This window comes from Pseudomonas sp. SK2, assembly GCF_016772395.1.
Lineage (GTDB): Bacteria > Pseudomonadota > Gammaproteobacteria > Pseudomonadales > Pseudomonadaceae > Aquipseudomonas > Aquipseudomonas taiwanensis.
Window position 1 is genome coordinate 3905546 of record NZ_CP061944.1, and the last position, 21409, is coordinate 3926954.

Annotated in this window: 25 protein-coding genes; 12 read left to right on the forward strand and 13 right to left on the reverse strand. The window is 63.4% G+C overall.

The window, feature by feature from the left end; all coding sequences use genetic code 11:
• Positions 1–47: 47 nt before the first annotated feature.
• The 7 genes from IF103_RS17470 to IF103_RS17500 form a co-directional block, all read right to left on the reverse strand.
• Complete coding sequence (locus tag IF103_RS17470; protein ID WP_202675509.1) at positions 48–1286, reverse strand: RNA polymerase sigma factor; 1239 nt, start codon at positions 1284–1286, stop codon at positions 48–50.
• The gene (locus IF103_RS17475; RefSeq protein WP_023381710.1) at positions 1286–1771 is read right to left on the reverse strand and encodes an SRPBCC family protein; all 486 of its coding nucleotides are present in this window, start codon (positions 1769–1771) and stop codon (positions 1286–1288) included. Before IF103_RS17475 ends, IF103_RS17470 begins: the two co-directional genes overlap by 1 nt.
• Positions 1772–1792: 21 nt before the next feature.
• On the reverse strand, positions 1793–2137 hold the full coding sequence (locus IF103_RS17480) for a YciI family protein (protein WP_023381711.1): 345 nt from the start codon (positions 2135–2137) through the stop codon (positions 1793–1795).
• Between the two features lie 44 nt (positions 2138–2181).
• On the reverse strand, positions 2182–2607 hold the full coding sequence (locus tag IF103_RS17485) for a YybH family protein (protein WP_202675510.1): 426 nt from the start codon (positions 2605–2607) through the stop codon (positions 2182–2184).
• A 103-nt stretch (positions 2608–2710) separates the two neighbouring features.
• Positions 2711–3187 (reverse strand): GyrI-like domain-containing protein, encoded by a 477-nt coding sequence (locus tag IF103_RS17490; protein ID WP_023381713.1) that lies wholly within the window; start codon positions 3185–3187, stop codon positions 2711–2713.
• Positions 3188–3328: 141 nt separating this feature from the next.
• Positions 3329–3973, reverse strand: a complete 645-nt coding sequence (locus tag IF103_RS17495) for a LysE family translocator (protein WP_027907438.1) — start codon at positions 3971–3973, stop codon at positions 3329–3331.
• 128 nt (positions 3974–4101) lie between these two features.
• The gene (locus tag IF103_RS17500; RefSeq protein ID WP_023381715.1) at positions 4102–5067 is read right to left on the reverse strand and encodes a threonine dehydratase; all 966 of its coding nucleotides are present in this window, start codon (positions 5065–5067) and stop codon (positions 4102–4104) included.
• Between the two features lie 91 nt (positions 5068–5158).
• Here IF103_RS17500 and IF103_RS17505 point away from each other — a divergent pair, with 91 nt between their 5' ends.
• On the forward strand, positions 5159–6502 hold the full coding sequence (locus tag IF103_RS17505; protein ID WP_027907437.1) for an aminotransferase-like domain-containing protein: 1344 nt from the start codon (positions 5159–5161) through the stop codon (positions 6500–6502).
• A gap of 67 nt (positions 6503–6569) precedes the next feature.
• Here the strand turns inward: IF103_RS17505 and IF103_RS17510 are convergent, their stop codons facing one another.
• A complete protein-coding gene (locus IF103_RS17510) occupies positions 6570–6827 on the reverse strand; it encodes a DUF2790 domain-containing protein (RefSeq protein WP_023381717.1) in 258 nt (85 codons plus the stop codon).
• A gap of 360 nt (positions 6828–7187) precedes the next feature.
• Between IF103_RS17510 and IF103_RS17515 the strand changes: the two genes are divergently transcribed.
• Entirely contained in the window at positions 7188–7577 is a 390-nt protein-coding gene (locus IF103_RS17515; RefSeq protein WP_051376143.1) for a GNAT family N-acetyltransferase, read from the forward strand.
• Here IF103_RS17515 and def read toward each other — a convergent pair.
• The 3 genes from def to IF103_RS17530 form a co-directional block, all read right to left on the reverse strand.
• Entirely contained in the window at positions 7511–8047 is a 537-nt protein-coding gene (def, locus tag IF103_RS17520) for a peptide deformylase (protein ID WP_023381719.1), read from the reverse strand. The genes IF103_RS17515 and def overlap by 67 nt on opposite strands.
• Positions 8044–9003 carry a YihY/virulence factor BrkB family protein gene (locus IF103_RS17525; protein ID WP_023381720.1) on the reverse strand — a complete coding sequence of 320 codons (960 nt, stop codon included), beginning with the start codon at positions 9001–9003 and terminating at the stop codon, positions 8044–8046. The genes def and IF103_RS17525 overlap by 4 nt, the downstream gene beginning before the upstream one ends.
• Before the next feature lie 174 nt (positions 9004–9177).
• Entirely contained in the window at positions 9178–9357 is a 180-nt protein-coding gene (locus IF103_RS17530; RefSeq protein WP_023381721.1) for a CsbD family protein, read from the reverse strand.
• 243 nt (positions 9358–9600) lie between these two features.
• On the opposite strand from IF103_RS17530, the gene IF103_RS17535 reads away from it, so the two are divergent.
• Positions 9601–11073, forward strand: a complete 1473-nt coding sequence (locus tag IF103_RS17535; RefSeq protein WP_023381722.1) for a right-handed parallel beta-helix repeat-containing protein — start codon at positions 9601–9603, stop codon at positions 11071–11073.
• A gap of 122 nt (positions 11074–11195) precedes the next feature.
• Entirely contained in the window at positions 11196–11576 is a 381-nt protein-coding gene (locus IF103_RS17540) for a hypothetical protein (RefSeq protein WP_023381723.1), read from the forward strand.
• Here the strand turns inward: IF103_RS17540 and IF103_RS17545 are convergent, their stop codons facing one another.
• Positions 11577–12413, reverse strand: coding sequence for a CvfB family protein (locus IF103_RS17545; RefSeq protein ID WP_023381724.1), 837 nt, complete (start codon positions 12411–12413; stop codon positions 11577–11579). It lies immediately after the preceding gene.
• Between the two features lie 134 nt (positions 12414–12547).
• Between IF103_RS17545 and IF103_RS17550 the strand changes: the two genes are divergently transcribed.
• Positions 12548–13411 (forward strand): DUF6279 family lipoprotein, encoded by an 864-nt coding sequence (locus tag IF103_RS17550; RefSeq protein WP_027907434.1) that lies wholly within the window; start codon positions 12548–12550, stop codon positions 13409–13411.
• Between the two features lie 13 nt (positions 13412–13424).
• On the opposite strand, the gene aceK is transcribed toward IF103_RS17550, so the two are convergent.
• Entirely contained in the window at positions 13425–15140 is a 1716-nt protein-coding gene (gene aceK / locus IF103_RS17555; RefSeq protein ID WP_023381726.1) for a bifunctional isocitrate dehydrogenase kinase/phosphatase, read from the reverse strand.
• A gap of 214 nt (positions 15141–15354) precedes the next feature.
• Here aceK and IF103_RS17560 point away from each other — a divergent pair, with 214 nt between their 5' ends.
• The 7 genes from IF103_RS17560 (at position 15355) to IF103_RS17590 (ending at position 21407) form a co-directional block, all read left to right on the forward strand.
• Positions 15355–16233, forward strand: coding sequence for a DMT family transporter (locus IF103_RS17560; protein ID WP_023381727.1), 879 nt, complete (start codon positions 15355–15357; stop codon positions 16231–16233).
• A 334-nt stretch (positions 16234–16567) separates the two neighbouring features.
• On the forward strand, positions 16568–17398 hold the full coding sequence (locus tag IF103_RS17565; protein WP_049818781.1) for an ABC transporter ATP-binding protein: 831 nt from the start codon (positions 16568–16570) through the stop codon (positions 17396–17398).
• A gap of 31 nt (positions 17399–17429) precedes the next feature.
• The gene (locus IF103_RS17570; protein WP_023381729.1) at positions 17430–18431 is read left to right on the forward strand and encodes an ABC transporter substrate-binding protein; all 1002 of its coding nucleotides are present in this window, start codon (positions 17430–17432) and stop codon (positions 18429–18431) included.
• Positions 18432–18459: 28 nt separating this feature from the next.
• The gene (locus IF103_RS17575; protein WP_023381730.1) at positions 18460–19236 is read left to right on the forward strand and encodes an ABC transporter permease; all 777 of its coding nucleotides are present in this window, start codon (positions 18460–18462) and stop codon (positions 19234–19236) included.
• On the forward strand, positions 19236–20000 hold the full coding sequence (locus IF103_RS17580) for an SDR family oxidoreductase (RefSeq protein ID WP_023381731.1): 765 nt from the start codon (positions 19236–19238) through the stop codon (positions 19998–20000). Before IF103_RS17575 ends, IF103_RS17580 begins: the two co-directional genes overlap by 1 nt.
• Positions 20001–20014: 14 nt before the next feature.
• Positions 20015–20554, forward strand: a complete 540-nt coding sequence (locus IF103_RS17585) for a cupin domain-containing protein (protein ID WP_023381732.1) — start codon at positions 20015–20017, stop codon at positions 20552–20554.
• Positions 20555–20570: 16 nt separating this feature from the next.
• The gene (locus IF103_RS17590) at positions 20571–21407 is read left to right on the forward strand and encodes an alpha/beta fold hydrolase (RefSeq protein ID WP_023381733.1); all 837 of its coding nucleotides are present in this window, start codon (positions 20571–20573) and stop codon (positions 21405–21407) included.
• Positions 21408–21409 lie beyond the last annotated feature (2 nt).

A 21409-nucleotide genomic window follows, 5' to 3' on the forward strand; every position in this document is an offset into this window, starting at 1 on the left:
TTCGACCTGTAGGCGCCGGCTTGCCGGCGATAAGTCCAGCAACGCCATCACCCAAGCGAGCGCAGGCGACTTTCTATATGCCGCCGCTCTGGCTCCTGCCACGTTAGCGCCAGTGCTTGCTTCCAGGCCGCGCGAGCCTGCTCCACGTGCCCCAACTGCTGATGCAGTTCAGCCCGCGCCGCATGCGCCAGGTGATAGTCCTGCAACGCCCCGTCGGCCAGCACCGATTCAAGCGCCCGCAGTCCGGCCTGCGGCCCATCGCGCTTGGCCAGCGCCACCGCGCGATTGAGCCCAACCACAGCCGACGGCCATCGCCGCAGCAGTTCATCGTAAAGCCCGACAATCTCGGCCCAGTCGGTCTGCTCTGCCGAGGTAGCTTCGGCATGCACCGCGGCAATCGCAGCCTGCAAGGTATAAGCGCCAAAAGCCCGGCTGCGCAGCGCTTGACGCACCAGGGCACAGCCTTCGGCGATCTGCTGGTGGTTCCACAAGCGGCGGTCCTGTTGTTCCAGCAACACCAGGTTGCCTTGGGCATCGCTGCGCGCCTGCTGCCTTGATGCCTGCAACAGCATCAAGGCCAACAGGCCGATCACCTCAGGGTCGGGTAACAGATCGACCAGCAGCCGCCCCAAGCGGATCGCCTCATCGGTCAGTTCCTGTTGCAGCAGCCATGCACCGGATGACGCCGAATAGCCTTCGTTGAACACCAGGTAGATCACTCGCAGCACGCTTTCCAGACGCTCGGGCAGTTCGTTCAACGCCGGGACCTGGTAAGGGATGCCAGCATCGCGGATCTTCGCCTTGGCGCGCACGATGCGCTGGGCAATCGTCGCTGGGCTTAGCAGAAAGGCCCGGGCAATCTGCTCGGTGGTCAGGTCGCAGACTTCACGTAGGGTCAAGGGTACCTGAGCGTCGGCAGCCAACGCCGGGTGGCAACAGGTGAAGATCAGCCGCAAGCGGTCGTCGGCGAGCAACGCGTCCTCACTGGGGTCCTGAACCTGGCCTTCGATGAGCATGATGAGGTCTGCCTGGGAGCGGTCGAAACGGGCACGCCGGCGCAGGGCATCGATGGCCTTGAAACGACCGGTCGACACCAGCCATGCCCGCGGGTTGTCGGGAATGCCCGCCTGCCGCCAACGGTCGACGGCGATGAAGAAGGCCTCGTGCATGGCCTCCTCGGCCAAGTCGAAGTCACCGAGCAAGCGGATCAGGGTGGCCAGGATGCGCCGTGAATCGCGCCGGTACACCGCTTCGACTTCGGCACGGACCTGCGCAAGCTCGACCATCAGTCCGGCATCCGCTGAGTCACAACCTCCACCAGCCGGTCCAGGCTTTCTCCCCAGCCCTGATGAAAGCCCATCTCTTCATGGGCCAGGCTATCGGCTGCACTCCAGTGCCAGGCGCGTGCGGTGTAGCGGGTCTTGCCCTGTTCCTCGTCGAAGGTCACCACCGCTGTCATGAATGCCTTGTCCGACGGTACCCAACCCGGTCCGAAGGCATCGGTGAACACCAGGCGTCGGGGTGCTGCGATTTCGAGGAACACCCCCTGGGTCGGGAACTCGCTGCCATCGGGTGCGCGCATCAGGGTCCGGAACAAGCCGCCCACCCATAGCTGCATCTCGCACTGCGGGGTGGTCATGCCGTGCGGCCCCCACCACTGCATCAACCATTGAGGTTCGGTCCAGGCACGAAACACTTTGGCCGGCGGGGCATCGATCAGGCGGCTGATGGAAAGTTCGTGTTTCGCTTCTGCAAGGGGTGCCAGCGTCATTATTGTTGTACTCCGCTCAGGTCAGGGTTGCAGATCACGCACCGGCCGCACTTCCACGCTGCCGACCCGCGCCGCCGGGATACCCTTGGCGATATTCAAGGCTTCGTTCAAGTCCCGGGCATCCACCAGGTAAAAACCCGCCAGTTGCTCCTTGGTTTCGGCGAACGGCCCATCGGTCAGGCTCATGCGGCCGCCTCGCATGCGTACCGTGGTGGCGGTCTGCACAGGCTTGAGTGCCTCGGCCGCCAGCATGCGCCCGGAGTGCTGCAATGACTGTGCGTAAGCCATGCATTCGGCGTCTTCGGGGCTGTCGGGCAGGCTGTGCAACAGCCCTTCGTCACAATAGACCAGGCACAGGTATTTCATGGTCGCCTCCTGGGGATGGGCGCAGTGCGTTTGGCGATATCGACTCAGGGCTTGAGATCGAACAGTGCTTTTTGCGTTTCCATGTCGAACGGCGCCGACCAGTGCTCGTGAATAACCTGCCATTGCCCGGCGCGCCGACGATAGGCGACCGTGGCACGCATGAAGCCACATTGGTTTTCATCGTCCGATGGCCCGCAACGGTTGAGCCAGTGGGCCACGCCCAGGTCACCGTCTGCGTGTACGGTGAGTTCGGCACACTCGAAGATCATCGGCCCGGTGCAAAAGCCCATGCACATTTCCCAGTGCGCCCGGTAGGCAGCCTTGCCCTTGAACTGCAGTTCCTTGATGGCATCGAAGGCGACGATATCCTCGGCATAGGGCGCGGCAATGCCATCCAGGTCGCGGTTGCGAACGGCCTGCATCCAGGTGTCGATGAGTTGACGGATTTCGGTTTCAGCTGCGCTGTTCATCGGCGAACTCCTGCGCTCGGTCATGAGCATTTTGGCGCAGGTATCTCCTGCGCCTTCACCTCTTGGTCGAACGGTAGCGGGGGAAATCGACAGGGCGATGAATTTATTTGCGTTGCAACGGCACCCAGATTTCCATCGCAGCGTTTGGGTCCGTCGGGTCGAAACCTGCCGGGTAGCGCTCGAACAGCGCCGCATCGGCCTGCTGCAGGCCGGACTGGGCCAACCAGGCAAACAGGCCCTGGAAGGTCCCCTTCAGCGCTTGCAGGCTGCCATGATGTTCGAACACAGCGTAATGCTGCGGTGCCAGTGCCAGCGTCGTGAATCCTGGCGCAAGGGTCCTGTCGGTACTCAGCTCGACCGCCGCCAGGTAGTCGAAACCGCCACGTTCGTCGGGGTGATAGCACACACCGTAACTGTCTTTGCCGAGCAGCCACGGCGTATCGCCACCGTGATCGACGAAACGCTGCCACAGCAAGGGCAGCCCAGCAAGATTGCTCAGGTTGAAACGCTCGCACAAACCCACAAGCGTCAGCGCCCGGCCATCCTCGTAGCGTACGGGGGGAATCGGTAGTGTGCTCATGTCCATCACCTCATTGATCGAGCCCAGGCAAGCATGCCTGGCCCGTGCTGGTTCGATAGCGTAGCGCAGATCCGTCACCTGGCACTTGACCCATGCCCCTGCCCTGCCACCGGCTGTCCGTTCGCACCCAGGCTCGACGGTTTACAAGGGGGGGCTTGCCAGGATGAATTCGCGGTAGCCGGAAACGACCACATACACCGCGAAATAACAAAAGATCGCCGCTGACAGCAGGTAGGACCAGGTCAACAAGCGGTCGCCCAGCAGGCGTCCGCCATGACTGGCGATACCACAGAGGGTCAGGCACCAGACCAGGCCTGCAGCGAGGAAGCCACCAAGGAACAACCCCGCCTCCAGCGCAGTACCGCCCCCGGAACGGGAAATCAGCACCCCGCCCACTGCCGCGAACCACAGGATGGCGCTGGGCGACGACATGGCCAGGAAGATCCCCCGCAGGAACTCCCGCCAGCCCGATTCCACCACCACTTGCCCTCGCGCCTCCATGTGCCCGCCACGCCAGGCTGCCAGCAACATCTTCAGCGCGAACCACACCAGCAAGGCCGAGCCCCCTAGCCACAAGGCCCAGCGCACGGCTTCGAACTGCAACAGAACGGTCATCCCGGCCAACGCCGCCACGGCATAGATCAAGTCGCCCACGCAAGTGCCAAGGCCCAGCCAGAAGCCCTGGAGAAAACCACGCTGCATGGCGAGTGTGATCATGGCGATGTTGGCCACCCCGATATCCAGGCACAGGGACAGGCTCAGAAGAAAACCGTTGGAGAAAGGCATCGGAAACTCGACTACAGGTTGAAGACAGGCGCGTTCACGGCGCGCACACTGGCGCACTGTATGGGAAGCCATGGCGCTTGCTCAAGCCAGATTGGCTTGCCCTTGAATACCCTGGACCTGCCATGGGCTCAGAGTTGCTCGATGCCAGCCAGAGCCCGCGCATACAGATCGCGGTCCACATTCGCCCCACTGAGCACTACCGCCACACGCTTGCCAGCCTGCCTGCCCCGCTCCTGCATCAACGCTGCCAGCGGCGCGGCTCCAGCACCTTCGGAGGTATTGTGGGTCGCTTCGTGGTACAGGCGCATCGCCTGGGCGATTTCACTGTCGTCCACGCGCACGATACGTGCCGCATGCTCGCGCACCAGGGCGAGGGCATCGGCATTGGGAACCCGGCAGGCCATGCCATCGGCGAAAGTATTGGCAGTGGCGGTGGTAACGATGCGTCCTTGCTCGAAGCTTTGTGCATAGGCATCGGCCGCACTGGAAACCACACCTACGATCTCGGTCTTCAAGCCAAGCAGGTTGCGCGCCTGGATCAGCCCGCAAATGCCCGAGCCCATGCCGATCGGCACATACACGCAGTCCAGCTCAGCCACCGCTTCGAACAGCTCCAGGGCGTAGGTCGCCACCCCGCGCACCAGCTCCGGGTGGAACGCGGGCACCATGGTATAGCCACGCGCCGCGGCTATTCGGCTGGCCTCTTCGCGGGCCACGTCGAAGTCCGCGCCGTGCTCGACCAGCTCGGCGCCAAGTGCTCGCATGGCAGCGTTCTTCTCCCTGGAATTCCCCTCCGGTACCACGATCACCAACGGCAAGCCTGCCCGTCGCGCCGCCATCGCCATGCTCTGGCCATGGTTGCCACGGGTCGCAGTGACCAGGCCTTGGGGTGGGTTGCCGCAGGCCAGCAACGAGCGCACGTACACCAGCCCGCCGCGCACCTTGAATGCCCCGGTAGGCGCATGGTTCTCATGCTTGACCCATACCTCGCACCCCAGCCGGGCAGCCAGCAAAGGCCAGGCATGCTGCGCGGTGGCGGGGATATGCTGGTGGACGAATTCAGCAGCTTCACGCAGGGCGGCTAGGTCGAACATGACGGTCATCCTTTAGGGTCAAGAGGTTGATCCGATCCTATGCGCCGGGCATTGTATGGGTAAATCCTTATATTGCATGGGCAGCAATTTCATGTGGGTTCCTGAACTCGTCGAGGATGGCCGCCCCCGTTACCTGGCGCTGGTCGACGCCATCGCCAGCGCCATCGAATGTGGAACGCTCAAGGTCGGCGATCGCCTGCCTCCCCAGCGTCGTCTGGCCTGGAAACTGGGCTTGAATCCCAGCACCACGCAGCAGGCCTACCGTGAAGCCGCCGCTCGCCACCTGGTGGCGGGCGAGGTCGGCCGTGGCACTTACGTGCTGGCCGGTAGCCAGGAAGCGACGTTGTTTCGCCTCAAGCAGCATGACCCGCACGGCACGCTGATCGACCTGTCGACCAATGTGCCGGTGGCCGACCCGACCAACCAGGACCTTCACCTCAGCCTGCAAGCCTTGCTGGCACAGCGCCAGAGCCAATTGCTCGACCATTACCTCGGGCCGCAGCAGTTGCTGCTGGGCAGGCTCCAAGGCGCCCGCTGGCTGGCCAATCGCGGCCTGACACTGGCGGCTGACGAGTTGCTCCTGTGCGCAGGCGCCCAGCACGGGCTCACCTTGCTGCTGCAGTCGCTCTGCCAGGCCGGCGAGCCGGTCATGCTCGAGGCTTTGACCGCGCCGGGCATCAAGGCGGCGTGCCGCCAGTTGCGCTTGCCGGTGCACGGTGTGGCGCTGGACACGCAGGGCCTACGGCCAGATGAACTGGACCGGGTTGCCCGTGCCAGCGGCGCACGGGTACTGGTGACCACACCGACCCTGCACAACCCCACCGGCGCCTGCATGGACGACGCGCGCCGCCAGGCAATTGCCGAGGTGGTCAAACGCCTGGGACTGCTGGTGATCGAGGATGATGTCTATGGCGCCCTCAGCGACCGCCCACCGCTCTACCCGCTGTTGGGCGAGCACGGCGTCCTGATCAGCAGCCTGTCCAAGACGGTGGCCGCGGGACTGAGGCTGGGCTGGATCGTGGCCGACCCTCGCCTGCTGGAGCAGGTCGACCCCCACGCCAAGGCCAGTCACTGGTCGATTTCGCCCCTGAACCTGCAGGTTGCCTGCCAGTGGATCGAAGACGGTACGGCAGCCCGACGCCTGGCCTGGCAGCGCACGGAAGTCTGCGAGCGCTGGCGCCTGGCGCGCAAGGTGCTGGGCAGTGCCTTGTGCAACGCCAGCGAACCTGCCCCCCATGCCTGGGTGGCCGCTTCACGAGGGGCTGACAGGGTGGTAGCGCAGTGTCGCGCACAGCACGTGGAGATCGTGCCGGCGAGCGTATTCGCCGTGGGCGCGGGCCAGGAGCAGGCGGTGCGTATCAGCCTGTCGGCGGCGGGTAGCCGTGCTGAACTGAAGGAGGGGTTGGAACGGGTGTGTCGCGTGTTGGCAGGCTGAGGGCTTGCGCTCCCGCAGACCCAGTTCGGTCCGCGGGAGCAGGCTTGGCCGCGAAGGGTCGGGGCAATCAGCCTTGCTGGCAGCCCTCGCCCATGGCGCGGTACTGAATGGTATGCACCTGGCCCTGATGGTCTTCATAGGTCATGGTCGCCGGCACCACTTCGCAGACATTCGGAAGGGTCGACAGACTGATCACCCGTTTGATGTCCAGGTTCATGGAATAGTCGTACTGCTGGGCGACAGGCTCAGTGGAGACAGGTTTGGCCTCATCGGCAAGGGCGAACGAGGACATACCGACCAATGCAAGAATCAGTAATGGTTTCATGTGAGTTGGCCTTTAAAGCAATCAAGCTGATCGATTGACTTCAATATGCCGTCAATGGCGCGGAGAAGTTGTCATCTCCAACGAAGATGACACGAAGTACCGATCCCGCTTCGTCATACTGCTGGGGGATGTCTGAAAGTCTACTCCCGCCTTTGAATAGTTGAACCCCGAAGTCAGACATTCACCCTTGCAGGATTTGCAACAATCTGCGACAAAATCGCCTCAAGAGGCTGGCGTAGAGCCGTCCCGGCCGTTTTTCGACTCGACTTTGGAATGCGCATGCCCCTGCTGCACTGCACCCAACTGACCGCCCTCGAGCGCCGCCTGCTCGACCACTTCTACCGCCAGCACGGCTCACGCATGCGGGCTGCCAGCGATGGGGAACTGTGGGTAGCCCGGCGTACCGAAATCATCGCAGGGCTGAGCTTGGCGCCCATCGAGAATGGCCATTGGCTCACAGGGCTTTTCGTCGCCCCGCAGCAGCGCAAACAGGGCGTGGCGGGGCAATTGATCGATGCCGCACTGGCAGGCGGACGCGGCCCGATCTGGCTATTCTGCCACCCCGACCTGGCGCCCTTCTATCAACACCTGGCCTTCGAAACCGCCGCCCAGTTGCCAGAAGCCCTCGCCGCTCGGCTGGCGCGCTACCAACGCAGTAAACGCCTGGTGGCCATGGTGCGCGGTCAGTCGTCGCTGGCATCCAGCCCAGGGAACAGCACCTCGGTGAACCCGAACTTGGCAAAGTCCTGAATGCGCGAGGGGTACAACCGCCCGATCAGGTGATCGCACTCATGCTGCACCACGCGGGCATGAAAACCGTCCGCAAAGCGGTTGATCGGATTGCCCTGAGGGTCGATGCCTTCGTAACGAATATGCTTGTAGCGCGGCACCACCCCGCGCAGGCCGGGCACCGACAGACAGCCTTCCCAGCCGTCCTCGATCTCGGTCGACATGGGCGTGATCACCGGGTTGAGCAGGATGGTCTGCGGAACTGGCTCGGCATCCGGATAACGCTCGCTGCGCTCGAATCCGAAGATGACCAGTTGCAGGTCGATGCCTATCTGTGGCGCGGCCAGACCCACGCCGCCTACATGGGCCATGGTCTCGAACATGTCGTCGATCAGTTGCTGCAGTTCGGCACTGCCGATCAGTTCGTCAGGCACCGGTGGGGCGATGCGTAGCAGGCGCTCATCGCCCATCTTGAGAATGTCGCGGATCATCGGGGTGTCGGCTCGGAAGGTCGAGGCTCGCTCGATATCGGGTGTTCATGGCCCAGCACTGTCAGGGTCTCCCTGGACTTGTCACCGCCGAAATCCTTTTCGCCAGGGTTCTTGCCCTCTGTCGACATGTGCTCGATCACGGCGTTCATTTCCGCCCCCAGCAACAGCACGGCTGCGGAGATATAGAAATACAGCAACAGCACGATGATTGCACCGATACTGCCGTACATCGCGTTGTAGTCGGCGAAGGTCTTCACGTAGTAACCAAAGCCCAGGGAAGCGATGATCCACACCACCACCGCCAGCACCGAACCTGGCGTGATGAAGCGAAACTTCTGCTTCACGTCCGGCATCACGTAATAGATCAGCGCCACCGCCACCATCATCAGGATGATGATCGCCGGCCAGCGCAGGATGGTCCACACCGTGACGATCACCTCTTGCATGCCGATCTGGGCGGCAATCCACTCCATGACCTGCGGCCCCAATACCATCAACGCCGCCGCTGCCAGCAGCATCCCAGCGATGCCCACCGTGTAGATGATCGACAGCGGAATGCGCTTCCAGACCGGGCGTCCCTCGGGCACGTCGTAGGCGGCGTTCATTGCACTCATCATCAGGCGCACGCCAGCCGAGGCAGTCCACAGCGCGATCACGATACCCACTGAAAGCAAGCCGCCCTTGGACTGCTGCAGTTGGTCGATCACCGGGTTGACCTGTTCCAGCGCCTGCGGCGGCAACACCAGTTCCGATTGCAGGCGGAGCCAGGAGAAAAAGTCCGGCAGATGCAGAAAACCGATCAAGGCGATCAAGAACAGCAGGAAAGGGAACAGCGAAAACAGCATCTGGTAGGCCAGCGCCGAGGCATAGGTAGACATCTCGTCATCGAGAAATTCGCTGACGGTACGCACCAGCACGCGGTGCAGGGGCAGGCCGCGCAGGTCGGGGAAAATCATAGCGTCTCCTTTCGCCGCTTGATCAGTACAGGGGAAAGTCTAATAGACCACGCAACTGATGTACCGCTCCCTGCCGACTTTCAGAAATAATCGCCTGCAGGGCCCCATGCAGGGCCCTGCAGGTGCAGCTTGCCGGCGATGAGGCCAGCCAAGGCACGATCATTCAGGGCTCATTCAGGGCTTCTTGATCGCGTCCTTGACGTCCCCCTTCACCTGCTGCGCCTCGCCCTTGAGCTCCTGGGCCTTGCCTTCAGCGCGCAGCTTCTCGTTGTCGGTCGCCTTGCCGACGCCTTGCTTGACGTTGCCCATGGCTTCGTTGGCCATACCTTTGACTTTGTCTTTAGTGCCGCTCATGGCAAATCTCCTGCAAGTGGAGACACGTGAATCGTGTCGACAGTGGGTTGACCGGTCGTCTTCTGCAAGAGTTTCACCGGATTCACACACGGCGTGCCGGGCGGTGATTCGGGGCGAATACCGCACCGAATTGGCCACCAGGCTCTGCGCAGCGCCGCCCCTGTCCCCTTAGAATCACCGGCGAATGGCAACCCCAAGCAGGCTGCCTTCGATAAGAACAATCGTTTTCGGAAGGTCCGCCCCATGCGTTTGATGCCCCTCCTGGCCGCCTTGCTGCCGCTGCTCCCCCTGCCCGCTCTTGCCGCCGCACCGGCCAGCAGCGAAACCCTTCGCGTCGACCGCTACAACGACGATGGCCAGCCCGGCAGCCTGCGCTGGGCGATCGAGACCAGCAACCAGAACCCTGGCCGCTACCGGATCGACATTGCCCCGGTGGGTAAACCACCCTATGTCATCCGTCCGACTCGCCCGCTGCCGGAAATCAAGGGCCCGGTGCGCATCACTGGACTGTCGTGGGCCCAAGACGGCCAATACATCGCCATCGACGGCTCCGGCTATATCAAGGACCAGGGCGTTCATACCTGCCCCGGCGCCCTACCCGGCCAATACGGCACCAATGTGCGTACCACCACCCACCCCGGCCTGGTGCTGCGAGACACCCAAGGCGTGCACCTGAGCGGTCTTGAAGTGCGTAACTTCTGCATCGGCATCCTGGTCAATCGCGCCAGTGGCAACGTCATCGAAGACAACCGCATCGTGGCCAACAAAGGCGGGGCCGGGATCATGCTCACCGGCGACGACGGTGCCGGCAATCCGACAGCGACCACTACGGTCAACAACAAGGTGCTGCGCAACCAGTTGGTCGACAACGGCGACGGTCTGGAGCTCACCCGGGGCGCGGCCTTCAACCTGGTGGCCGACAACCTGTTCCGCTCCACACCCGCCAACCCGGAGCCGTCCCAGGGCATCGAGATTCTGCTGGGCAACGACAACAGCGTGGTACGCAACCGCTTCGAGAACTACTCCGACGGGCTGCAGATCAACTGGGGCAACCGCAACTACCTCGGTGCCAACACCTTCACAGGCAACTCCAACGGTGTCAGCGTCACGGGCGACGGCAACATCCTCGATGGCAACCTGATTCACGGCAACCGCATTGGTGTGGCGCTGCGTCCGGAGCCGAACGTCACCGCCACCCGCCTGACCGCCAATCGGATCTGGGGCAACAGCCAGGACATTCGCCGCTGCGAGGCCGGCGGCTCGTGCGTGCCTGACCAGCGCACCGGTGCAATCGTCTTTGGCGTACCGGCCCAGGCCCATGCGCTGTACGTAGGTTCACGAGGGATAGGTGCAGACCTGGCGAAGAAAGACCAGGCCATCATTTGCGATGGCAATGGCCAACCCAAGCCATGCCAGCCGTTGCCCAACCACAACCAGCCAGCCCCCCGCCTGACTGCCCTGCAAGGCGAACAGTTGCAAGGCGAAGTTAGCGGGCCGGCATCCAGCCTGTTGCGGGTCGAGGTGTTCGGGAATGCCGAGGCCAACGGAACCGAGGCGCAGCAGTATCTTGGCCAGGTACTGGTGAGCAGTGACAAGGACGGCAAGGCGACATTTGCCCAGACGCTGGAGAACGCCGCGGAGCTCCGCAGCTTCACCGCGACGGTAACCACCGCCGAGGGTGCGACGTCGGAGTTGAGCCGGCCACTGAGTCGCTGAACCCATTGGCCCTGTCGCCAGCAGGCCGACTGCTGAAAGCGATAGGGCCATCAAACCTTGCCCCGCTACCGGCCACCCCTCACAATGCAGGCCTTATCACGCGTCAACCCGCAGGAACCTGCATGAAACTCGACAAACCCGCCGCCATCGCCCGACGTAACCAGGCGCTGGACAAGCCGGTGCTCAACAGCACCAATACCCTGTTCGCCATCCTCGATCGCAAACGTAACCTGTGGTGGTTCGAAGTACCGGTAGCCTTGCTGCGCAAGGGCCAGCCCGACTGGGTCAACCTGCTGCTGCACACCCCGGAAAACGACGACTTGCAGCACCTGAAGGTGCCGACCAACTTCCTGCGTGCCCATCAGGAGCAGATGGAAGTGCGCAACCCCGGTAAGCGCCGCTCGACCATCAGCCTGGCCCTGAGCGCCGACCGCGATTCGCTACTGCGCGACACCCGCCCGGGCGGCGAGCAGCTGGATTTCAAGGCATTCGTCCAGGCCTGATCAGGCCCGTTCGATGCGATCGTCATGGATGACGATCCGGCCTTGCTTGAACAACGCGCCGATGGCCTTTTTGAAGTTGCCCTTGCTGACGTTGAACAGCTGGCTGATCACCTCCGGTGCGCTCTTGTCGCACACGGCCAGTACCCCGCCCTCTGCCTCCAGACGCGCCATGATCTGCTCTTGCAAGTCATCGCCCAGCGCCTTGCCGACCGGTTGCAGGCTCAAGGCGATCTTGCCGTCGTGGCGCACCTCCTTGATGAAGCCTTCCACATGCATGCCCGAACGCAGGAACTTGAATACCTCGTTCTTGTGAATCAGGCCCCAGTGGCGGTTATTGATGATGGCCTTGTAGCCCATGGGCGTCTGCCCGGCCACCAGCAGCTCGACCGGCTGACCGACCGAATAGTCCGCCGGAGTGCGGTCCAGGTAGCGATCCAGCCGGGCGGTAGCGGTGATACGGCGGGTGCGTTTGTCCAGGTAAGCATGCACCACGCAGTAGTCGCCTATTTTCAATGGCCGCGACTCTTCCGAATAAGGCATGAGCAGGTCCTTGGACAGGCCCCAGTCGAAGAAGATGCCAGCATTGTTGATGTCCTTGACCTTGAGGCTGGCGAAGCCACCCACCTGAACCTTGGGCTGCTCGGTGGTGGCGATCAGCTGGTCTTCACTGTCCAGGTAGATGAACACATTGAGCCAGTCATCGACCTCGGTCGGCGTGTCCTTGGGAATGTAACGCCTGGGCAGCAGGATTTCGCCGTCGGCACCGCCGTCCAGGTACAGGCCGAAGTCCACGTGTTTCACGATTTGCAAACTGTTGTAACGCCCAAGCAGAGCCATTTCCGATGTTCCTCAAGACAAGGCGGCTATTCTACACCTGAAGCCACCGTGCTGCCCGACCGCTGATTCATTCGTCGCAGTCGCCGTGGCCTGTTCATATTCATCGACTGGCCAACCCCTGCAAGGACTCGCCCATGCACGTTCGCCTGCTCAAAGTCTTGCTCATTGCCATCGGCTCGCTCCTGGCGCTGGTGGCGTGCAACCGTATCGACCTGGCCTACCGCAACCTGGACCGACTGGTACCCTGGTCACTGGCCGACTACCTGGACATGAACAGCGACCAGAAGGCCTTGCTCGATGAGCGCCTCAAGCAGCACCTGGCCTGGCACTGCAAGACCCAGCTGCCCGGCTACCTTGACTGGCTCGACCGGGTGCGCACGATGGTCGCCGAAGACCAGGTGACCGACCAAGCGCTGCAGCAACGCACCCAGGAAGCCCGCCAGGCCATCGGCCGCGTCACCGAGGCCATTACCCCTTCGGCGGCCGAACTGTTGCGGGGGATGAGCGATGCCCAGGTGGAAGAGATGCGCGAGGCGTTGCGCGAGGACATCAGCGAACGCCAGAAAAAGTACGTGGATACGCCGCTGGAACAACAGATCACGCGGCGCACCGAGCGCATGGAAAAGCGTCTGAGGCCCTGGTTCGGCGACCTCAACACCGCGCAACGCCAGCGTATCCAGGCCTGGTCCCAGTCGTTGGGCGACCAGAACCGCGAATGGATCACCAACCGCGCCCACTGGCAGCAGCAACTGATGCTGGCGATGAACCAGCGCAACGACGCCAGCTTCGAACCCCGCCTGGCGCAGTTGCTGCAACGCAAGGAGAGCCTGTGGACGGAAAATTACCGCATCGCCTATCAAAACACCGAACGGCAGGCGCGCAGCCTGCTGGTCGACCTGATGCACCTGAGCACGCCTGCCCAGCGCACGTTCCTGCAGCAACGCCTGGCTGAAGTGCGGACCGACTTCAGCGAGCTCAAGTGCCTGCGCAGCCCCTGACAGCGCACATCATTCACCGTACCTTGCGCCGATACGGAAACACATCGATCACCTTCCCATCGCGGATCTTCGCCTGCAATCCCTTCCAGTAATCGGCGTCGTACAATTCCCCATGCAAGCGGCTGAACAGCCGTCGCTGACCGATATCGGCAAACAGGAACGGCGGAAACTCCTCGGGAAACACATCGTGCGGCCCGATCGAGTACCACGGCTCGCCCGACATCTCGTCTTCCGGGTAACGCGGCGGCGGAATGTGGCGGAAGTTCACCTCGGTGAGAAAGCTGATTTCGTCATAGTCATAGAACACCACGCGGCCATGGCGAGTTACCCCGAAGTTCTTCAGCAGCATGTCGCCGGGGAAAATGTTCGCCGCCGCCAGCTGCTTGATGGCCAGGCCGTAGTCCTCCAGCGCCTCGAGCACCTGGGCGTCGCTGGCATGCTCCAGGTACAGGTTGAGCGGCGTCATGCGGCGTTCGGTCCAGCAGTGACGAATCAGCACGGTGTCGCCCTCCAGGGCGACCGTGGACGGAGCCACCTCCAGCAGCTCCGCCAGGCAATCGGGTTCGAACTTGGCCTTGGGAAAGCGAAAATCGGCGAACTCCTGGGTGTCGGCCATGCGCCCCACACGGTCGACACTCTTCACCAGACGGTACTTGTCGATGACCGTGGCGCGGTCGACGGTCTTGGACGGCGAGAAGCGGTCCTTGATGATCTTGAACACCGTATTGAACCCCGGCAGGGTGAACACGCTCATGACCATGCCGCGAACGCCCGGGGCCATGATGAAGCGGTCTTCGCTGCCGGCCAGGTGGTTGATCAGCGCCCGGTAGAACTCCGACTTGCCGTGCTTGTAGAACCCAATGGAGGTGTACAGCTCGGCGATGTGCTTGCCGGGAAGAATGCGCTTGAGAAAGTTGACGAACTCCGCTGGCACCGGCACATCGACCATAAAGTACGAACGGGTGAAGGAAAAGATGATCGACACCTCGGCCTCGTCGGTGATCACGGCATCCGCTTCGATGCCGTGGCCTTCGCGGTGCAGCAAGGGAATCACCAGCGGCCATTGTTCGTCCAGTGTATGCAGGCGGCCCACCAGGTAGGCGCCTTTATTACGGTACAACACCGGCCAGAACAGCTCCACCGCCAGGGCCGGGTCCTTGCATACCCAGTCCGGCAGGCTTTCGCGCAGCTGCTCCTCCAGTCGTGCCAGGTCACCCTCCAGGTCTGCGTAGGGCACATCGAACGGGTAATCGGCCAGGATCGAACGCAGCAGGCCCTTGAGGCCGCCGTGCGCCGTGTAGGTGTGGGTTTGTGCCGCGCGCTCGCGGTTGCGCAACGAGGGTCGGGTGGTGTGGATGAACATGCAGCCATCACTGATCTGGTCATGACTGAACAGGCTGCAGAACAGCGAGTTGTACCAGGTTTCCGACAGCTCATCGTCAAGGCGCGGGTCGATCAGGCTGATGTAGGCGCTCTTGACCAAGGGCCACTGGCCTACCTCCAGCAGCACCTCTTCATCGAAACCGTCGCGCAGCCAACCGTTGACCTCGCCGACTTTCTGCTCGTACAGGTTGATCCGCGCGGCCGCGGCCAGTTGGATATCCTGCCAGCGGGCCTGCTCGAAACGTTCGCGGGCCCCGAGGGTGATGCGGCGAAAATGCTCGCGGTAGTCGTCGAAGCCATCGAGGATCATGCGGGCGATCTCGTGGGCCGGCCAGTGCTGGGTCATGCGCGGACACCTAGGTGCGGGGTGAGATAGACAGCTTAGTCGCCCCTTGCAATTTGCGATGCCCGCCTTGGCGCATGGCCGGCGAGTCGGCGGTCCCTGAATCGCGCCGATCCACTGCGGCCCCTGCGATAGCGGATTTACACCGCAAGAAAGCACAAGAAACGCCCCGCCCCGTGACGTACACTCGCGCCCTGCCTTGTATCCGGAGATCGTTGTGAGCCCCATCGCCCTAGCCCGCCTGCTGACCCTTGCCGCCGTCTGGGGGGCGAGCTTTCTGTTCATGCGCATCATCGCGCCGGAGTTGGGGACCGTGCCCACCGCGTTCTTCCGGGTTTCGATCGCCTGCCTGGGGTTGATCGCCATCCTCGCCGTGGCCCGAGTACGCTGGAACTTCCAGGGCAAACTGGGGGCCTGCCTCGTGCTGGGGATGATCAATTCAGGGATCCCGGCCACCTTCTATTCGGTCGCTGCCCAGGTGCTGCCCGCCGGCTATTCGGCCATTTTCAACGCCACCACGCCGCTGATGGGCGTGCTGATCGGCGCGCTGTGCTTCCGTGAGCCGATGACCTTGCCCAAGCTGTGCGGCATTTTCCTCGGTCTGCTCGGCGTAGGCATTCTCAGCGGCGCCGGCCCCGTTGCCTTGGATCTGGCCTTGCTGCAGGGCGCCCTGGCGTGTCTCGCCGCCACCACCTGCTATGGCTTTGCCGGCTTTCTCGCTCGGCGCTGGATCAGTGGGTTGGACAGCCGCCTCTCGGCCTTGGGCAGCATGCTCGGCGCCACCCTGATGATGACGCCGCTGTTTGCCTGGAGCGCACTGACTCAGCCGCCAGCCAGTTGGGGCGGCTGGCAGGTCTGGTGGTCGCTGTTGGGGTTGGGGCTGGTGTGCACGGCATTCGCCTACATTCTTTACTTCCGCCTGCTGGCCGAAATCGGACCGGTCAAGGCCAGTACCGTGACCTTCCTGATTCCAGTGTTCGGTGTACTGTGGGGCGCCTGGCTGCTGGACGAGTCGTTGTCCATGGGGCACCTGTACGGCGGGCTGCTGATCGGTGTGGCTTTGTGGCTGGTGCTCAGGCCTGCGCGGCGATCCTGAGCGCTGCGGCGCGGCCCAATCGCCGCAAGCGGGCGCTCACCTGCGACAAAGGGGCTGTTTCACCCGCGAAACCTCGCACACGCCCGTTACCCAAAATGCCCAACTCCCTCGCATTCGACACCTTTCGTGCGCGGTTGCTGGGCATTTTCGTGCCATATAGAAAACTCTGTTTCATATATAAAACATGCTGGAAAACACTGCATATCTGTAACTTAATAATAAATAAGGGATTTCTTATTATTTAAGAGAAATGACACACCTGGCATTGTTCATGCACTAAACGGCGTATCACCTATAAAACAGACCAGAGACTAATCCCATGGCTGTGAAAGAGATGTACGCAATCGCCTCGCAGTGGAATGCACCACGCCCCGACCCGGCACCGACTGAAATCGAATTTCGCAATGTCGGCAAGGCGTTTCCCACCAAAGGCCAGACCGAAGCGCCGTTCGCCATTCGCGGCGTGAACTTCCAGATTCGCCGCGGTGAAGTGGTTTCGATCATCGGCCCTTCCGGCTGCGGCAAGAGCACCATCCTCAACATGGGTTCGGGCCTGTACAGACCAACCGAAGGTGAAGTGCTGGTCAGCGGCGAACGGGTCGACGGGCCGGTGAGCAAGGTCGCCTTCATGTTGCAGAAGGACCTGCTGATGCCTTGGCGCAGTATTCGCCGCAACGTCGAATTGGGTCTGGAAATCCAGGGCATGGCGGCTTCACAGCGCAAGGTGATCGCCGAGAACCTGCTCAAACGCTGCCACCTGCAAGGCTTCGCCGATCACTACCCGTTCCAGCTCTCGGGGGGCATGCGCCAGCGTGCCGCGCTGGCCCGCACGCTGGCCATCGACCCGCAGGTGCTGTTCCTGGACGAGCCGTTTTCGGCCCTCGACGCCCAGACCAAGATGATTCTCCAGCAGGACCTGGCGCGAATGCTGTTCGAAGAGAAGAAGACCGCGCTGTTCATCACCCATGACCTGGTCGAGGCCATCGCCCTGTCCGATCGCCTGCTGGTGATGAGCGCCCGCCCCGGCACCATCATCGAAGAAATCGAGATCGACCTGCCGCACCGCGACAACCCGCTGGAGCGGCGCAAGCTTCCGGAGATCGGCCCTCTGGCAGGCCGCCTGATGGAACTGCTGAAGGTCGGCGAAGACCACGACCTGCACTGACCGACGCCTCACTCACCTCTTGGGAGTTAGCATGTTCACCACTACCTTCAAGCGCGTGGCGCACGCAGCTTTGGCCGCGCTCGCCCTGAACCTGGCCGCACAGGCCCAGGCCGAACCGACCAAGGTCACCTACCTGCTGCCGGCGCCGCCCAGCCTGCCTGCGTTCGCGCCATGGATCATCGCCAAGGAAAAAGGCTACTACCAGGCCCAGGACCTGGACCTGACCTTCATCGCCGCCAAGGGCGGGGTCGACGTCGCCAAGCAGATTGGTGCCGGCAATGCACTGGTCGGTGGAGCCATCGGCGATACCCCGATCATCGTGCGCCCCAACGGCATTCCGGTGCGCGCGGTGGCGGTGCTCGGTGGCGGCGGCGTGACCATGATCGCCACCAATGCGGGTGAGAACATCCGCTCGGTCAGCCAGCTCAAGGGCAAGACCCTGACCGTGATGTCCTACTCCGACACCACCTATTACGCCCTGCTCGCGTCGCTGCGCAAGGCTGGGCTGAGCAAGGACGATGTCGACATCCAGGCCGCCGGCCCTTCGGGCGTGTGGCAACTGTTTTCGGCCAACAAGGCCCAGGCCATGGCCGGCGTGCCGGACTGGGTGGTCAACGCCGAGGACGCGGGCCTGAAATATGCGCTGATCCCTCGCGAACAGGTATTCGAGAGCATGGCCCAGGCGATTCTCGCCTCCGACGACGCCATCGCGCATCACCCGCAGATCGTCCGTGGCGTGGTCCAGGCCACCCTGCGTGGCCTCAAGGACATCATCGACGACCCCAAGGCCGCCGCCGCCAGCTTCGCCCGTGCGGTACCGGCCTACGCCGGCAAGGAAGCCTCGCTGGAGAAGACCCTGCGTCTGTACGTGGAGTACGTCTATGCCGGCCAGCCGGTGCCCGGACGCGTGGACCCGGCCCGCCTGGAGGCAGTGCGCAAGTTCTATGTCAGCGAAGGCATCGTCCCCCGCGAACCCAAGCTCGACGACCTGTACAGCAACCAGTTCATCGAAACCACGACCGCGGCCCAGTGACGGCCCAGCAATCACAAGGTAACGCCCGATGAGAAACCTCAATCCATCCGTAGCCGGCAGCGTTGGCCTGCTGGTCCTGTTCCTGGTGCTGTGGCAATGGGGCCCTGGGTTGGTCGGCATGCCCGAATTCGTCATGCCGCAACTGAGCCGCGTGGCCCAGGAGAGCCTGCTGATGTGGCAGTCCGGCAACCTGTTCGAGCACACCCTGATCACCGCCTTCGAGATCATCGTCGGCTTCGCCCTCGGCGCCCTGCTTGGCGTGGCGATCGGTGTGTCCCTAGGCCTGTCGCCATCGGCCGAGGCCATGCTGTCGCCCTACATCCTGGCCCTGCAGATCGCGCCGAAGGTGGCTTTCGCGCCGCTGTTCGTGATGTGGCTGGGCTACACCATCTACCCGAAGATCCTGATCGCCATCCTGATCGTGTTCTTCCCGGTGATGATCAACGTGCTCTCGGCCATTCGTACCGTCGACCCGGACATGATCAACCTGGTGCGCACCATGAATGCCAGCCGCTGGCAGATCTTCCGCCTGGTGGAGTTCCCCTCGGCCATGGCCGCGCTGTTCTCGGGCCTGCGCATCGCCTCGACCCTGGCGGTGATCGGCGTGACCGTCGGTGAACTGGTCGGCGGCAACCAGGGCCTGGGCTTCCTGTTGGTGGACGCTGAAGGCCAGGGCAATACCGCTGGGGTGTTCGTGGCCATCGTCATGCTCACGCTGATCGGCGTACTCGCCTACGGCGCTGTGGTCTGGGCCGAGAAGCGCGTTCTTCACTACCTCCCCAAAGCCATGCTGAGCAGCCAATGATGAGCACCTTCCCCAACCTTCTCCAAGGCCGTCGTGTGCTGGTCACCGGTGGCGCCCGTGGACTGGGCTATGCCTTCGCCCAAGCCATCGCCCAGGCCGGTGCCCGCGTGGTGATCGCCGATGTGCTGGCCGGCCGCGTGCAACAGGCCGCCTGCGAACTGAGCGGCATGGGCCTGGACGTCAGCGGCGTGAGCCTGGACCTGGCCAGCCCCGAGTCGATCGACGCCTGCATCGAACGCACGGTCAAGCGCCTGGGTGGCCTCGACGGCCTGGTCAACAACGCCTCGATCACCAACTCCGGCGGCAAGAGCTGCGAGGAGCTGGACATCGAGACCTGGGACCAAGTCATGCAGGTCAACGTGCGCGGCACCTGGCTGATGACCCGTGCCGCCCTGCCCGCCCTGCGCGAGAGCGGCCGAGGCGCGATCATCAACCTTGCCTCCGACACACCACTGTGGGGCGCGCCCAACCTGCTGGCGTATGTCGCCAGCAAGGGCGCGGTGATCGCCATGACCCGCAGCCTGGCCCGTGAACTGGGTAACGCCAACATCACCGTCAATGCCATCGCCCCAGGCTTGGTGCTGGTCGAGGCCACTGCCTACGTGCCCGAGGCCCGCCACCGCCTGTACACCGAACAACGGGCCATCCAGCGCCCGCAACTGCCCGACGACGTCAGTGGCGCGGTGCTGTTCGCCCTGTCCGACCTGTCGCGCTTCATCACTGGACAAACCCTGCCGGTCAACGGCGGGTTCGTCATGCCCTGAGCAAGGAGACCTCCATGACCGACCTTTCCATGCAGAACGACGCCCCGAAATCCTGGGACCGTCCCGCCGGCGCCGACCTCGCCAGCTGGATGCAGACCCGCATCGCCCGCTACGAGACCCGTCGCTACGACTGGGACGCGCTGAAGTTCCAGGCCGACTACGACCCCAAGTTCCGCCGCGCGCAGATGCGCTACGTGGGCACCGGCGGCACCGGCGTGGGCAGTGACATGAACACCATCGCGTCCGAGCACTTCACCTTCTCGACCATGGTCATCCCGGCCGGCCACGAAGGCCCACCCCACTTGCACACCGACGTCGAAGAAGTGTTCTTCGTGCTGCGCGGCAAGCTCAAGGTGGTCATCGAGAAAGACGGCGAGCGCTTCGAAACCGTGCTGACCGACCGTGACCTGATTTCGGTACCGCCTGGGGTGTACCGCGAAGAGATCAACATCGGCGACGAAGATGCGTTGATGTGCGTGATGCTCGGTGCCAAGAAGCCGGTGACCCCGACCTACCCGCCAGCGCACCCGCTGGCCTCGATCAAGCGCGGGTAAGCCGATGATACCGCTCATGCCCACCCCCTCCCTGCTCGATCAGCGCTTCGCCGAACGTCTGCTGCGCCTGGATGGCGGCCAGTTGGCCGTGCGCCAAGCCGGCGACGGTGACGCCGTGGTGCTGCTGCACGGCATCGGCTCGGGCGCGGCCAGCTGGCTGCACGTGGCCATGGGTTTGAGCGAGCGGGCTCGGGTACTGGCCTGGGACGCACCGGGCTATGGCCAGTCCTCGCCTTTGCCGATGGCTGCGCCCAGCGCACGGGACTATGCCGGACGCCTGCTGCAGGCACTGGATACCTTGGGTATCGAGCGTTGCGTGCTGGTCGGCCACTCCCTCGGGGCACTGACCGCCAGCGCCTTCGCCCAGGCCTGCCCTGAGCGCGTCAACCGCCTGGTACTGATCAGCCCGGCGCGCGGATACGGCGCTGTGCCGGATCAAGGCCGGGCGGTGCGCGCCGAGCGCCTGCACAACCTTGGGCAACTGGGCATCGAACGCATGGCCCGCGAGCGCAGCGCACGGTTGCTGTCGGCAAACGCCAGCGCCGAGGCGCAGGCCTGGGTGCACTGGAACATGGCGCGGCTCAAGCCCCATGGCTACCGCCAAGCCATCGAATTGCTGTGCGGCGACGACCTGCTGCGCTACGCGCCCCTGGCGGTTGCGTGCCAGGTGCACTGCGGCAGCGCAGACGGCATCACCCTGCCCGAGGACTGCGCGGCACTCGCCGCTGCACTGGCCGCGCCCTTCGACCTGATTGCCGGCGCCGGCCATGCCTGCGCCATCGAACAACCTGACACGGTGACGGGCCTGCTGGCCCGCGCCCTCGACGCCTCTCTGACAGGTAGCGTGCTATGAAC